Here is a 13,770-nt window from a genome sequence, read left to right as displayed (position 1 = left end):
GTAATTAAGACAAAACATTCTTGAGGAGATGACTAAATAATGATTACATTAGATACGAAATTAAACGCTGCCCTAAATACACAAGTTGCTAACTGGAGCCTACTTTATACGAAGTTACATCGCTACCACTGGTATGTGACAGGTCCACACTTTTTTACACTACATGAAAAATTTGAAGAGTTATATAATGAGGCAGCTGAGGTAGTCGATGAAATAGCTGAACGCATTCTTACAATCGGTGGCAAACCAGTTGCGTCAATGAAAGAATATCTTGAGGTAGCTACACTAAAAGAAAACCTTGATGAAAAATCAGCAGAAAAAATGGTTGAGAACTTGATCAGTGATTATCAACAGTTACGTGCTGAATTAAAAGAGATTACGAAGCTAGCGGATGAAGAAGAGGAACCAGCAGTTGAAGATTATGCAGTTGGCTTAATCAACTCTTTAGACAAACATATTTGGATGCTTAATGCCTATCTAGGCTAAGTACAATAGAAATAAAAAAAAGAAGCGAGCGAAATAGACTAATAGTTTTTCAGTCTATTCGCAATCGCTTCTTTTTTATTTAGCTGTTCCCCCGTATAATAAACATAAGACAATCAACGACTGTTAAATTAAAGGAGGCAACAAATGTTCAACAATGTCATTCAATCAGAAGAAGAATTAGAAGCTCTATTCACTCCCCCAAGTAAAGCAGCTGCTAATAAGGTCATATCTATAATCGATGAACATTGCAAAGACTTTCTTGCTCGTTCACCGTTTCTTTTTTTAGCAACAACGAATAAAGACGGGCAATGTGACAACTCGCCACGTGGAGATTACCCTGGGTTCGTACAAGTGTTAGATGAGAAGCATCTAGTTATACCTGATAGACCGGGTAACAGGAGATTAGACAGTATGCACAACATCTTAAGCAACCCACAAGTTGGTCTATTATTTATCATTCCTGGTCTAAATGAAACATTAAGAATTAATGGAAAAGCTTCGATTATTCAAGATGAAGACATCCTAGCTAAAATGGCCGATAAAGGAAAGGCACCGCTCTTAGGGATCGCTGTTAAAGTTGAAGAATGTTTCCTCCATTGCGCTAACTCATTTAACCGAGCGGGAATTTGGAAGCCTGAAACTTGGCTCGCAAAAGAGTCCCTTCCTTCACCCGCGAAAATGTTCGCTGCACATATCGCTACAAATGTCATAGAAAAAGTATAAATCCCTATGACTTACAATTGTTTTAATAGGCTTATAGGTTCCTTCTAAAAGATCTTTTAGAAGGAATCTCATTACGGCTACAACCCAAGTATAGATTTACAATTTCAACTTCATCCCCTCATGCGTTGCTTTAAACCCTATTTTCTCATAAAAATGTTTCGCCTGAGATCGTTGCTTATCTGTTGTTAATTGTACAAGCCGCACCCCTTTTGCTTTCGCTCTCACTATCGCTTCTTTTATTAGTGCTTCACCAAAACCTTCTCCTCTACATTCACTTGCTACGCGAACTCCTTCAATGATTGCTCTCCAGGCACCACGATGAGTTAAATAAGGGATATAAGTCAGTTGACAAACACCTACAACATTCTCACCCCATTCTGCTACAATTAATTCATTATGGCTATCTCCGCTAATAGCTTCAAACGCTTCTTCATAATCCTGATGTAGGGGGCTGGACACATCTTCTCGACCCGTTCCTAACACATCATCTGCTAATAATTGAACAATCCTTTCTAAATCCTCTCTTTTTGCCTCTCTAAAAATCATCATAACCAACACCTCCTCTCTTATCTTACTTTCCTCACCTTCGCTTTAAAATGACAAATAATCTAAGACTTACCATTCAATCTGATTATCGATTGACATATAACCTTTTGGTGTTATATTATCAAAATTATAAAACCATAAGGTGTTATATTAGCTAAGGAGGAAATGAAATGAACACAGTAAAGGATATTCAACAATCGATTATTTTAAATGCACCGATAAATAAAGTGTGGCAGCATGTTGCAACTAGTGAGGGAATCGCAGAGTGGTTTATGCCTAATAACTTTCAAGCAACTGAAGGATTCACATTTGAAGTACAGTCCCCGTTTGGTCCTTCTCCTTGCCAAGTACTAGAAATCGATGAGCCAAATAAATTATCTTTCTCTTGGGATACTGACGGATGGGTTGTCACCTTTTTACTGGAAGAAGTAGACAATAGCACAAAATTCACACTCATTCATAGTGGTTGGAAAGAAGCGAATACAATTCTTACTAAACCAAATGAAAAAAGCGAAATTATTCGTGAACGTATGAATAATGGATGGGAAGCCATCGTGCAAAAACGTTTAAGGACGGCAATAGAGCAATCATGACAGCAATTAAGCACGACGTTTTTCAGGCAATTGCTGACCCTACTAGAAGACATGTTCTCCAGCTACTTTCAAAAGAAGAACTATCTATCGCTGCAATCAGTGCTCATTTTCCAATCAGTCGCACGGCGGTAGCCAAACATCTGCATATTCTCTCTGATGCCAACTTAGTGAAGAGCCACAGGAAAGGCAGAGAAAACATCTATCATATTAATCCAGAACCTTTAACAGAAGTAAGCCAGTGGCTGCATTATTATGAACAATTCTGGAATAACAAACTCACTAAATTAAAGTTTATTGTCGAGAATGATAGAGAAGAGTAGTCCTAGTAAAGAAGCGAAAATAGGTATAATCAACTAAATTTCATGATATAATGAACTAAACACATTGGAAAGGTTGGTTTTTAAAATGAACAACCAACAAATCGCTTCTATTCCACGTCCTCTCGTTAAAACGAATCAGTGGGTAATCGTCTTAAGTGTAATTGCGACACTGATAACTGGGCAATTCTTCATTTTACTTATTCCCTTACTTGCTGGCTTGATTGGCTTACTAACAGGGAATAATCCGGTGATGATGATAGCTAAAAAGTTTCTCAAAAAACCTTTATCCTCTTATATACCTGAAGATAAAGCACAACAACAATTTAATCAGCTAATTGCTGTAGTATGTTTAAGTATGGCATTCATTAGCTCTATCATTGGATGGACCATACTATCTTACTCTTTCGCCATTATTGTTGGATTAGCAGCAACCATTGCTCTTTGTGGCTTTTGTATTGGCTGTTTTATTCACTTTCAGTACAATCAGTATAAATATAGACGCTCTTTGCGTTCATAAAATAAAAAGCGAGGTCAATATGAGACCCCGCTTTTTTTATATTGATTACATTGCAGTTAATCCACCGTCAACGATGAATTCAGAACCTGTTGAATAGCTTGATTCATCTGATGCTAAATATAATACCAGGTTAGAAACCTCTTCAGGTTTTGCCATGCGTTTAAGTGGAATATGTTTAGCGAATTCTTCTACTTGTGCTTTCGTATCCTCTTGAATAATCATTGGTGTTTCAATTACTCCAGGATGTACAGAGTTTACACGAATGCCATAGTGAGAGCATTCCATTGCTGCGGCTTTTGTAATCCCACGAACGGCGAATTTCGTATCTGTATAACCGACTGCACCGGCAACAATACCATTCATTGATGAAATGTTAACGATCGAGCCACCTTCTGCTTTTTGCATGGAAGGAATAACCGCTTTCATCCCTAAGAAAACAGATACTTGGTTAATATCTACAATACGACGATATTCTTCTTCCGTTGTTTCAAGTAATGATTTAGACATTGTAATACCCGCATTATTTACCAACACATTAACAGGGCCGAATACTTCCTCTGCTTTAGCTACAACTGTTGCCCAGTCTCTTTCGGTTGTTACGTTTTGTTTTACGAATAAAGCATTTTCACCTAATTCCTTTGCAACAGCCTCACCTTTTTCTGTGTTTAAATCAGTAATCACTACTTTTGCCCCTTCTTCAATAAAAAGACGCGCATGAGCCGCACCCATCCCTTGAGCCGCACCAGTAATAATTGCTACTTTCCCCTCTAATCTTGCCATGTATAATTCCTCCTCTAATCTATCAAAAGTTATTCATGAAACCAGGAAAATTGTCACCGTTTTTTATACTACATATGTAAATTAACAGAATTCTAATCCGTTGTCAAAATAAATGTTTCGAGTATGAAAATAATATTTGCTTAACGCTCTATTTTTCATGTTATACTCTTTATTAAGACACAGTATGAAAGGTGGTAGTCATGGTGGTAAAAGAAGACCGTCGAGTCGTGCGAACACGTACGAATTTAAAAAGTGCCATGTTAAAGCTGTTATCCGAAAAAGACTTTAAAGAGATCTCAATAACTGAAATATCTAAAGTGGCCAATTGTAATCGTGTGACATTTTACTCGCATTATAAAGATAGCTCTCATTTATTAGAAGATATATTTCAAGACTACCTAGAACAACTCGCTCAATATTTCCGTGATAGCTTTAAAGGAAAAAAAAGCTTCTTATTATCTGACCCAACACGTAATGTTCCCATCTTCGAATACGTACAAAAAAATCAATTCGTCTTCTCCCTTATGTTGATTGGCGAAGTGATACCAGGTTCACAAAACCATTTTTGTGAAACCATTACTAGCATTAGTCGCAGTGAGTTACAATTAAAAGAAGAAGTATGGTTTGATATAGAAGCGATTAATTTCTATGAAACCTACGCCCTTTTAGGACTATTTATCTTTTGGATAAAAGAAGACTTCCAAACAACTCCCGAGGAAATGGCTCAAAGACTTTCTTTCCTTCACTCAACCAGCTTGGGAGAGGCCATTGTTAAATAAAATGAACACATAAGCTATACATAGATTTGTCTATTAAATTGAAATCATTCTACATTGATAGGTGCATACCAACTTATATTACTAGTTATTTTTGCTTTGGGTGGTGCAACAATTGTTCCCACCCTATCCTTCTTTAGTTGTGACTGTTTAACCATCTGTGAAAATGGGAATTTTTTCATCGCGTTAACCGGCACTATGCCAATTAACCCGGATAAAAGGGAGAATTAGTTAACCTTCATTTTATTGGGGATTTTTAATATTGGACCACTTAGAGGCTTTCTACTCTTGATGTACGAGCTAATTCAATTGCTCTTCTATCTTTGATACTTTCACTCTCGATGTACGAGTAAAACCCATTTGCTTTGCTATCTTTGGGATTTCTACTCTTGATGTACGAACAAACCCAATTTGCTTTCACTCTCGATGTACGAACAAATCCTCTTTCTTTGGTCTTTCCGCTCTCGTTGTAACCGCAACCCTCTTCAAAAAGGATGTACTCCAAACAAAAAAGAAGCATCTTTTTATGAATGCTTCTTTTTCCATAGGATAATCGCTTACTTTAACAGCAGATTATTTTAATTCAGCTAATACTTCTTCGATTTTAGCAAGCTCAGATTGTAAGCCGCCACCACTTAAATACCAAAGAGCACCATCAAGGTAGATCACACGATTATTTTGGTACGCTTGTGTTTTCTTAATAATATCGTTTTCAAGATCTTTTTCGATATTAGAATTACCATCTACAGCCGCTGTACGGTCGATAACAAATAATACTTCTGGATCAAATTCTAGAATCGCTTCAAAACCGAAGTTTGAACCGTGAGATGAAGATTCGATATCTTGTGTCACTGGTTTGAAGCCATAAACATCATAGATATAACCAAAGCGAGAGTTTTCAGCAAATCCAGAAAGTTTTCCTTCATTATACATAGTCACTAATGAAGTTTCATAGTTGCCAGCTAACTCGTTAATTTCTTCAAGTGCTGTATCGTATTTTGCAAGATATTCTTCTGCTTCTTTTTCTTTATCAAACATTTTTGCAGCTACGTCAACAGAATTTTGGAATGTATCCCAATAAGCATCTTTGCTAGTACCTACAAATACAACTGGTGCAATTTCTTTTAATTCTTCATAAAATGCTGATTGACGACCAGAAATAAAGATAACGTCTGGATCAAGTTCAGCAATATCTTCTAAAAGAGGACCTTTTAAAGAACCAACATTTGTATACTCATCAGATGCATATGCCTCTAAGTGAGATGGCAAAGTAGACTCTTGAGGTAAACCAACTACCCCTTCAACCCCAAGTGCATCTAGTGTATCTAAGAAACCGTAGTCAAAAACAACAATTTTTTCAGGCATGCTTTCAAATTCTACATCTTCAAAGTTAACTGTTGTTCCGGCATCACGACTTTCAGTTGAAGCAACAGTCGGAGACACAGTCATTGGATAAGCAGAACCTTCCGCTGCATTATTTTCTGTTTGTTTATCTTCTGAGTTGCCTGCATCTTCAGCAGTATCGTCATTGGAACCACATGCAGCAAGCATTAAAACAAGCGCTAGAAAAAGACTAGCTAACTTCCATTTCTTCATATGTATGACCTCTCCCTATTGTATAATCTCTTATTAGCAATGATAATCATTATCACTGATAACAATAATCATTATAGATTGATTTAGACCAACCGTCAATACCATTTGCATAATTATTTTGAATTTTTTTAGAAAAATATGCTATATTTGGAATTCAATTATTTAACTGACTGTTTATTTCATCTATCGAAACACTTGTCAAATTTAGATTTTTAACATTTGCTAAAAAAGAAGCAAAAATTAAGATGGTTTAATAAAAGAAGCATCATACTGAATAAATATGCATTTTTAGTTATGTTAATTCCTTATAAAAAGGGTTGATAGTAACCCTCTCTATAAGGAATCTCTTTAAGAAATTTGCGAATTAAAATATACACATATACGGCAACCATCTTGCTCTTGAATAGGAATATCCATATCATAAATTTCTCGCAATGCGACCGAATTAATAATCTCTTCAGTCGGTCCATTCTTTACTACTTTGCCGTCTTTTAATGCGACAATCCGATCGGAATAAACAGAAGCAAAATTAATATCATGCAAAACAATGACGACGGTTTTTCCAAGATCGTCAACTAATTTACGGAGAATCTTCATAATTTGGACGGAGTGCTTCATATCCAAGTTATTTAACGGCTCATCAAGTAAGACATAATCGGTATCTTGTGCAATAACCATAGCAATAAAAGCTCGCTGCTTTTGTCCCCCTGATAACTCGTCTAAAAACTTATCTTCCATATTTGATAGGTTCATATATTCAATGGCCTGATCAACAAATTTCTTATCAGCATCATTTAATCTACCCTTAGAATATGGATACCTTCCAAACTCTACAAGGTCTCTCACTGTTAACCTGACATTAATGTGATTGGCTTGTTTTAAAATCGATACGCGTTTCGCAAATTCATTGGACTTCCATTTCGTCACATCGTTTTGATCAAGCAATACCTCTCCTGTATCTGCTTCTAACAATCTACTAACCATCGATAGAAGTGTAGATTTCCCTGCACCATTTGGTCCGATAAAAGAAGTAATGGTCCCTGGCTCAATTGCGACTGTAACGTCTTCAACAACAGGCTTTTTATTAAAACGCTTCGTTAATCCTTTTATTTCAATCATCCGGCTGACCTACTTTCTTTTAATAATAGATAGATGAAGTAAATACCACCAATAAAGTTAATAATAACACTTAATGTTGTTTTTAATTCAAATACATGCTCAACTAGGAATTGTCCACCGACTAAAGCTATGATACTAATTAAACTAGCACCAAGAATGAGCGTAGAGTGCTTATATGACGAGAGAAATTGATAGGACAAGTTAGCAACAATCAGCCCAAAGAATGTAATTGGCCCAACTAACGCAGTAGAAGTGGCAATCAAGACTGATGATAGAATTAGTACATTCATAACCATACGATCATAGTTAATCCCCAGGTTAATCGCATTTTCACGCCCAAGCGACATAACATCCAATTTATCCATGATGAAATACCCGTATATAAAAGCAAGTAACAATATGCCAAAAGCAATCATTAGTAAATCAGCTTTTACATTTGTAAAACTTGCAAATAACTTGCTTTGTAAACTTAAATATTCAACGGGATCAATCATTACTTGTAAGAATGTTACCAAGCTGCCAAGCAACGTACCAATAATCATCCCAATTAATAAAAGTAAGTAAATCGGGTGTTTGTCTGCTCTGAATAAGAAGCGGTATAACAACAATGCAAAAATGACCATGGCACATATCGCTGCACCAAAATTTAAATATTTGTTTAATACCCATATCGACATAGAACCCGCGAAGAAGTAAATCATCGTCTGAACTACTTCATACATAGAATCGATCCCCATCACAGAAGGTGTTAGGATTCTATTGTTAGTGATTGTTTGGAATACAACTGTAGAATAAGCAATCGCAACTCCGGTAACCACCATAGCTGCCACACGAATCATACGCCTTGGGAAAGCATAATCAAACCCACCTTTTATATCGTAAAAACCATACAGTACTATACAAACGATAGATATGACCGCCAAAACGATTAATTTGGTACTATTTTTTCGCATATGCTCTCCCCCTAAACAACATAATTAAGAAGATGACACTACCGATTACCGCAACTGTTACGTTCACCGGTATCTCATAAGGGTGGATCACAATGCGCCCAATAATATCACAGATTAATAAGAACACAACGCCTAAAAGAGCCGTATGTGGAATCGTTTTTCGGAGATTATCTCCCATATACAGAGACACAATATTAGGTACAATTAAGCCTAAGAACGGAATGACACCGACAGTTAGTACAACAGTCGTAGCAATGATAGCAACAAGGATGAGACCAATATTTAAAACCCACTTATAGCTCAATCCTAAATTTTTCGCAAATTCTTCTCCCATACCTGCAACGGTAAATTTATTAGCATATAAATAAGACAAAATGAAAACTGGGATACTTACATATAAAAGTTCATATCGGCCCGAGATTACTAAAGTAAAACTCCCCATTAACCATGAAGATATATTTTGCAGGATATCAGCTTCATACGCAAAAAAAGTGGTAATAGAAGACAAAATATTCCCGTACATTATTCCAATAAGAGGAACAAATATAACATCTTTAAATTTGATACGATCAAGTATTTGCATAAATACCATCGTACCGACAAGCGCAAAGGCAAAACTAAAAAGAACTTGCTGGGTATACGTTACGTTCGTAAAAAATAGCATGGAAATCATAATACCTAGCTTAGCAGCATCTAACGTTCCCGCGGTTGTCGGAGAAACAAATTTATTCCTGCTCAAACTTTGCATAATCAAACCAGCAATACTCATTCCTGCACCAGCTAAAATAATCGCTATTAATCTAGGTACACGACTAATCAGGAAAATTTGTGTTTCATCAGACTCCCAATCTAGCAAATCCATTGGTTTAATATCAATCGCACCGATAAATAGTGATATAAATGACAGGACTATAGCTGCACAGATTAACATCCATATTCTCATATGTAAACCTCATTATCTGTTTATTCTCATCATGACAACTGAAAATGATTATCAATCTAAGTCCATTTATCATTATATAGTATAAAAAACCCTAAAACAACAGTGAAATCCTATAGATAGAAAGAAAAGTTAGACAATTCGAATCTAAAAAGGAGGATATATTTTGTGCCACCAAGGAATATATGCTCATAAAGTTACGTTGGTCTCTTTAGTAGCCGTTATATTTTACAAGAGATGGATTGATTGCGGGCAAGTCACCGGTCTTATGATGCATGGGTAAGTGTGCGCTTTGACTGCGGAGATTCTGATACTTTAGAGGTAGACTTTCGGTTTTCTCTTCATGTTTAACTCGATTCCTCACTTTTTTTCGGAGCTAATTCAACCGCTTTTGTAAAACCGAATTGACTCTTTTCTCAGCAATGGCGACTTTACCGTAGCCTTGATTGACTCACATTTTTTCACGTTTCTATCTGTGAAGAATGCAGTAATTCCCTGCTACCATCCTCCAATCGTACAGCAATACTGATATCGCCACTTAAACAAAAAAAAGGCTCCGAACACAATGGTTACCCAGAGCCTGATTTGCTATAACAACTATATTATATACCTTTTAATCGCCATACCTATTTCACTAATAAGTTGTTTACCAATCATTTGATTAGGTAAATTAGCTGTTAAAACAGCGGCAAGAACATACTTATTCTCATGATAGAAGTAAGCACAATCATGTTGAACACCTTGTAGCGAGCCACTTTTACTTCCGTAACTAATATTTGGATGGCTCTCTTCCTCTAATTCTGCCGTTAATAATGTGAATTGTTGTTTGGCCATTATACACTCCATGAGCATGTAGCTATCTTTTATCCATCGCCCTTTGTCTTTCATTACTTTTAGCAATTGCACCATATCGTAAGCACTTGTTAGGTTATTCACGCCTCTTTCAATCGCTTGAAAGTCCATCATTTTTCTGTTTAAACATGTTTGTTCTAAATTTAAGCTTTTAATCAAACGATTGATTGTCTCCATCTCCAATCGATCAATGATCCAATTTGTTGCACTATTATCAGAGACAATCATCATTAATGTAAGGATATCTTGCCATGTAAAGGAAGGATTGGGAGATAGCGCTGATAAAACCCCTGCCCCTCCAACAGATAGTCCCCCCTTTACTTCTTCTGCTAAGTGTAAACGACCTTTTTCCACTTCACTTAATGCTGTTAATAAAATGGGCACCTTTATTAAGCTTGCTGACGAAAACACTTGATGGGAATTGACCGATAAAATGCCTTCGTCTGTTTCTATATGTACAGCTGCATCTAGACAATGTTGCTGCAACAACTCATTAACAGCTTGTTTTATTACCTCCAATTTACTCATGATTCCCTCGATGCAGCTGCTTGCTTACCATTCTTACCGTCTTGCAGGTCTTCATTATATAAGTGGCAAGCAACAAAATGTTTATCATCAACCTCTTGCCAAACAGGAGCTTGTGTCGCGCACACTTCCATAGCATGAGGACATCTCGTCCGAAACACACAGCCACTTGGTGGATTGACTGGACTTGGCAATTCCCCTTTTAAAATAATTCGTTCCCGCCTATCCTCTACATCAGGATCAGGTATGGGGATTGCTGATAGTAGTGCTTGTGTATATGGATGTAAGGGTTTCTGATAAAGGTTTTCACTTGAAGTTAACTCTACTAAATGTCCTAAATACATCACGCCGATTCGGTCACTAATATGCTTAACCATGGACAAATCATGGGCGATAAACAGGTAGGTTAACCCTTTTTTCTTTTGTAAATCTTTTAATAGATTCACAACTTGCGCTTGAACAGATACATCCAAGGCTGAGATAGGTTCATCAGCAATAATAAATTCTGGATCCAACGAGAGTGCTCTAGCAATACCAATCCTTTGTCTTTGCCCCCCGCTAAATTCATGAGGGTAGCGGTTTGCATGATCCCGATTTAACCCGACATCCTCCAGTAATTGATATACCCGTTCTAGACGTTCTTTTTTATTTTGATAAAGTCCTTGGACTTCCATCGGTTCAGAAATAATCTCTTGTACAGTTGAGCGAGGATTTAATGAAGCATATGGATCTTGGAAAATCATTTGCATTTTGCGATGGAATTGAAATTTTTCTTTTTCATTCATTTCATGAATATTTTTACCATCATATAAAACATCTCCAGCCGTACGATCATATAAGCCAATGATTGTTCTGCCTGCAGTCGATTTACCGCAACCTGACTCGCCTACAATCCCAAAAGTTTCTCCTTTTTTAATGTCAAAAGAAACCCCATCAACAGCTTTTAAAACGCGGTCTTTCCCTAAATGAAAATGCTTCTTTAATTGTTGGACTGATAAAATCGTTTCAGCTTGCATGTGAATCTTCCCCTTTTTTCCAGAAACGCCTTGCTGCCATTAGTTCTTTCTCGTAAACCGTCCCAGCAAGTGGGATTATCTCAACATTCTTTCCCGTCTTTGGTGAATGCAGTAATTTACCATCCCCATAATAAATACCGACATGATGCAGCGCTCCTTTACCTTCTTCATAAGCGAAGAATAAAAGATCCCCTCGTTGTAGGGAATCAAGTGAAACTTCTTCTCCTTCAACAGACTGATCATGTGCATCTCTTGGTATGATGACACCATTCGCTTTACACGCAGTATAACTTAATCCAGAGCAATCATAACCGTAGCTACTCATCCCACCCCAAAAATATGGTAAATCAAGAAATTGTTCAGCTGATTCAACCACTTTCTCACCATCTTTCACCGACCAATCGGATCTAGATGAAAAAATCTCAACATCACTCCGCTGTAAAGCACCTTCTCCGTCAGGTGTTTGTACAGTAACCAACTCACCTTTTTCTGAAATTAATGGTAAGACCGTTAAGTAACTTAGAGTGAGGATTTCATTTGTTTTAGTTAAATTGGCTTTTTTCGCAGTGACCACAGCAATCGGTCCTTGCATGACATCCCAGCTTTCACAAGCCGTCATTTGACATTTCGGTACCCAACCAGGGTAACCAACACTATTTTTGGAAGAAGGCTGAGTAGGTACAACCACATGAAACCATTCATTTGTCTCTTCTATCACGACGACTTCTTCACCATATAAAAGTTGTGATTGTACGAGATTGGCATCACATAGTTCTAAAGCTTTCTCGTAATCTAGTGATGCAATCCAAGCATTAAGGTCAGGATTTTGCTTGATGCCTTGCTCATCTATTGCTCTAGGAGATTGGGCAGACGTCCATAACGTAGCAACAGGGACATTCGTAATCCATTTATTTACCAAGAGAAACCCCTCCTTTAATATCTACATCTATTATGCCTAACCCCGATTCGTTCGGAAATGTGATCTTTTTGCTCCTATATTGAATACCACCATCAACGATATCTTTCGCCATCATTAAAGGAGCATCAAAGTCAAATCGCGTAATATTTCTTTTACTTGCAGCAAAATGAGCGGCAGCAGTAATACCTACTTTCGTTTCGATCATGCTACCAACCATACATTCTATTCCGCTTGCTTCTGCCAATTGATTGATCATCTGCGCCTGATAAATCCCACCAGCCTTCATCAGCTTAATATTAATTAAATCTGCACTGCGGTTTTTAACGACTTCCAACGCCTGCCTTGGTGTAAAAATACTTTCATCGGCCATGATTAATGTATCAACATGATCCGTTACTTGTTTTAGGCCGGCGATGTCCCAAGCTTTCACTGGCTGCTCAACTAACTCAATGCCTAAATCTAAATCTTCCAGTTTTCGTATCGCAAAAATGGCTTCCTTCTTGCCCCATCCTTGATTAGCATCTAGTCTTAACTTAATTTTATTACCAATTCTACGGCGTACCTCTTTAATACGCTCGATATCAGTTGCAATACTATCTTTCCCTACCTTGATTTTTAATACATCAAACCCTTGTTGCACATAGTTTACCGCATCTTCCCCCATTTCTTCGGGGCCATTTACACTTACTGTATAATCGGTTTCTATTTCATGCGTATATCCACCTAAAAATTGATAGAGTGGTAGCTTGCATAATTGTGATAAACAATCATAGATAGCCATATCGATGGCTGCCTTCGCACTTGCATTCCCAACTATTGCCGTTTGAACTATTGAAAGCATTTGTTCATATTGGGAAAAATCCGTATGCATTAGATTCGGTGCCATCACTTCGTTAATCGCCGCTTCAATACTTCCCATCGTATCACCTGTAATAACAGCTGTCGGCGGCGCTTCTCCCCAACCAACAATTCCGTTATCGCATATTATTTTGATAATGACACTATCCGCTGTATTTACTGTGCGCAGCGCGGTTTTAAATGGCTTTATGAGTGGTATAGCTACGCGATGTGTCTCAATTCTTTTGATTTTCATATTTTGACATCCACCT

16 protein-coding genes are annotated in these 13,770 nt (G+C 37.2%); 6 read left to right on the top strand and 10 right to left on the bottom strand.

The window, feature by feature from the left end:
• Positions 1-39 precede the first annotated feature (39 nt).
• Together LG276_RS02510 and LG276_RS02505 are read left to right on the top strand one after the other, a co-directional pair.
• Entirely contained in the window at positions 40-486 is a 447-nt protein-coding gene (locus LG276_RS02510) for a Dps family protein (RefSeq protein ID WP_224938152.1), read from the top strand.
• A gap of 144 nt (positions 487-630) precedes the next feature.
• The gene (locus LG276_RS02505; protein ID WP_404293383.1) at positions 631-1,209 is read left to right on the top strand and encodes a pyridoxamine 5'-phosphate oxidase family protein; all 579 of its coding nucleotides are present in this window, start codon (positions 631-633) and stop codon (positions 1,207-1,209) included.
• A gap of 96 nt (positions 1,210-1,305) precedes the next feature.
• Here the strand turns inward: LG276_RS02505 and LG276_RS02500 are convergent, their stop codons facing one another.
• Positions 1,306-1,758: a GNAT family N-acetyltransferase gene (locus LG276_RS02500; protein WP_404293382.1), complete on the bottom strand. Its 453-nt coding sequence runs from the start codon at positions 1,756-1,758 to the stop codon at positions 1,306-1,308.
• 167 nt (positions 1,759-1,925) lie between these two features.
• On the opposite strand from LG276_RS02500, the gene LG276_RS02495 reads away from it, so the two are divergent.
• The 3 genes from LG276_RS02495 to LG276_RS02485 all read left to right on the top strand — a co-directional run bounded on the left by LG276_RS02495 (position 1,926) and on the right by LG276_RS02485 (position 3,185).
• Positions 1,926-2,348, top strand: coding sequence for an SRPBCC domain-containing protein (locus tag LG276_RS02495; protein WP_404293379.1), 423 nt, complete (start codon positions 1,926-1,928; stop codon positions 2,346-2,348).
• On the top strand, positions 2,345-2,668 hold the full coding sequence (locus tag LG276_RS02490; protein ID WP_251163042.1) for a helix-turn-helix transcriptional regulator: 324 nt from the start codon (positions 2,345-2,347) through the stop codon (positions 2,666-2,668). Before LG276_RS02495 ends, LG276_RS02490 begins: the two co-directional genes overlap by 4 nt.
• Positions 2,669-2,753: 85 nt before the next feature.
• Complete coding sequence (locus LG276_RS02485) at positions 2,754-3,185, top strand: DUF4395 domain-containing protein (RefSeq protein ID WP_251162949.1); 432 nt, start codon at positions 2,754-2,756, stop codon at positions 3,183-3,185.
• A 45-nt stretch (positions 3,186-3,230) separates the two neighbouring features.
• Here the strand turns inward: LG276_RS02485 and LG276_RS02480 are convergent, their stop codons facing one another.
• Positions 3,231-3,965, bottom strand: coding sequence for a glucose 1-dehydrogenase (locus LG276_RS02480; RefSeq protein ID WP_224938159.1), 735 nt, complete (start codon positions 3,963-3,965; stop codon positions 3,231-3,233).
• 200 nt (positions 3,966-4,165) lie between these two features.
• Here LG276_RS02480 and LG276_RS02475 point away from each other — a divergent pair, with 200 nt between their 5' ends.
• Positions 4,166-4,744 (top strand): TetR/AcrR family transcriptional regulator, encoded by a 579-nt coding sequence (locus LG276_RS02475; protein ID WP_095370861.1) that lies wholly within the window; start codon positions 4,166-4,168, stop codon positions 4,742-4,744.
• A gap of 570 nt (positions 4,745-5,314) precedes the next feature.
• On the opposite strand, the gene LG276_RS02470 is transcribed toward LG276_RS02475, so the two are convergent.
• The 8 genes from LG276_RS02470 to LG276_RS02435 all read right to left on the bottom strand — a co-directional run bounded on the left by LG276_RS02470 (position 5,315) and on the right by LG276_RS02435 (position 13,754).
• Complete coding sequence (locus tag LG276_RS02470; RefSeq protein ID WP_251162950.1) at positions 5,315-6,337, bottom strand: siderophore ABC transporter substrate-binding protein; 1,023 nt, start codon at positions 6,335-6,337, stop codon at positions 5,315-5,317.
• Between the two features lie 348 nt (positions 6,338-6,685).
• On the bottom strand, positions 6,686-7,456 hold the full coding sequence (locus LG276_RS02465; protein WP_224938161.1) for an ABC transporter ATP-binding protein: 771 nt from the start codon (positions 7,454-7,456) through the stop codon (positions 6,686-6,688).
• On the bottom strand, positions 7,453-8,409 hold the full coding sequence (locus tag LG276_RS02460; protein WP_224938162.1) for an iron chelate uptake ABC transporter family permease subunit: 957 nt from the start codon (positions 8,407-8,409) through the stop codon (positions 7,453-7,455). Before LG276_RS02460 ends, LG276_RS02465 begins: the two co-directional genes overlap by 4 nt.
• Complete coding sequence (locus tag LG276_RS02455; RefSeq protein WP_251162951.1) at positions 8,396-9,352, bottom strand: ABC transporter permease; 957 nt, start codon at positions 9,350-9,352, stop codon at positions 8,396-8,398. Before LG276_RS02455 ends, LG276_RS02460 begins: the two co-directional genes overlap by 14 nt.
• 594 nt (positions 9,353-9,946) lie before the next feature.
• On the bottom strand, positions 9,947-10,729 hold the full coding sequence (locus tag LG276_RS02450) for a serine hydrolase (RefSeq protein ID WP_251162952.1): 783 nt from the start codon (positions 10,727-10,729) through the stop codon (positions 9,947-9,949).
• Complete coding sequence (locus tag LG276_RS02445; RefSeq protein WP_251162953.1) at positions 10,726-11,742, bottom strand: ABC transporter ATP-binding protein; 1,017 nt, start codon at positions 11,740-11,742, stop codon at positions 10,726-10,728. Before LG276_RS02445 ends, LG276_RS02450 begins: the two co-directional genes overlap by 4 nt.
• Positions 11,732-12,661 (bottom strand): NlpC/P60 family protein, encoded by a 930-nt coding sequence (locus tag LG276_RS02440; RefSeq protein ID WP_404293374.1) that lies wholly within the window; start codon positions 12,659-12,661, stop codon positions 11,732-11,734. The genes LG276_RS02445 and LG276_RS02440 overlap by 11 nt, the downstream gene beginning before the upstream one ends.
• Positions 12,651-13,754, bottom strand: coding sequence for a dipeptide epimerase (locus LG276_RS02435; protein WP_251162955.1), 1,104 nt, complete (start codon positions 13,752-13,754; stop codon positions 12,651-12,653). The genes LG276_RS02440 and LG276_RS02435 overlap by 11 nt, the downstream gene beginning before the upstream one ends.
• Positions 13,755-13,770: the final 16 nt, after the last annotated feature.

Origin of the sequence: Cytobacillus kochii, from assembly GCF_044790165.1 — a bacterium.
Taxonomy (GTDB): domain Bacteria; phylum Bacillota; class Bacilli; order Bacillales; family Cytobacillaceae; genus Cytobacillus; species Cytobacillus kochii.
The sequence above is the reverse complement of the archived record's forward strand: the minus strand, read 5'-3'. Positions and strand labels throughout refer to the sequence as shown.

Coding starts and splice junctions, on each gene's coding strand:
- LG276_RS02510 (WP_224938152.1), top strand. CDS start 40: ATGATTACATTAGATACGAAATTAAACGCTGCCCTAAATACACAAGTT.
- LG276_RS02505 (WP_404293383.1), top strand. CDS start 631: ATGTTCAACAATGTCATTCAATCAGAAGAAGAATTAGAAGCTCTATTC.
- LG276_RS02500 (WP_404293382.1), bottom strand. CDS start 1,758: ATGATGATTTTTAGAGAGGCAAAAAGAGAGGATTTAGAAAGGATTGTT.
- LG276_RS02495 (WP_404293379.1), top strand. CDS start 1,926: ATGAACACAGTAAAGGATATTCAACAATCGATTATTTTAAATGCACCG.
- LG276_RS02490 (WP_251163042.1), top strand. CDS start 2,345: ATGACAGCAATTAAGCACGACGTTTTTCAGGCAATTGCTGACCCTACT.
- LG276_RS02485 (WP_251162949.1), top strand. CDS start 2,754: ATGAACAACCAACAAATCGCTTCTATTCCACGTCCTCTCGTTAAAACG.
- LG276_RS02480 (WP_224938159.1), bottom strand. CDS start 3,965: ATGGCAAGATTAGAGGGGAAAGTAGCAATTATTACTGGTGCGGCTCAA.
- LG276_RS02475 (WP_095370861.1), top strand. CDS start 4,166: ATGGTGGTAAAAGAAGACCGTCGAGTCGTGCGAACACGTACGAATTTA.
- LG276_RS02470 (WP_251162950.1), bottom strand. CDS start 6,337: ATGAAGAAATGGAAGTTAGCTAGTCTTTTTCTAGCGCTTGTTTTAATG.
- LG276_RS02465 (WP_224938161.1), bottom strand. CDS start 7,456: ATGATTGAAATAAAAGGATTAACGAAGCGTTTTAATAAAAAGCCTGTT.
- LG276_RS02460 (WP_224938162.1), bottom strand. CDS start 8,409: ATGCGAAAAAATAGTACCAAATTAATCGTTTTGGCGGTCATATCTATC.
- LG276_RS02455 (WP_251162951.1), bottom strand. CDS start 9,352: ATGAGAATATGGATGTTAATCTGTGCAGCTATAGTCCTGTCATTTATA.
- LG276_RS02450 (WP_251162952.1), bottom strand. CDS start 10,729: ATGAGTAAATTGGAGGTAATAAAACAAGCTGTTAATGAGTTGTTGCAG.
- LG276_RS02445 (WP_251162953.1), bottom strand. CDS start 11,742: ATGCAAGCTGAAACGATTTTATCAGTCCAACAATTAAAGAAGCATTTT.
- LG276_RS02435 (WP_251162955.1), bottom strand. CDS start 13,754: ATGAAAATCAAAAGAATTGAGACACATCGCGTAGCTATACCACTCATA.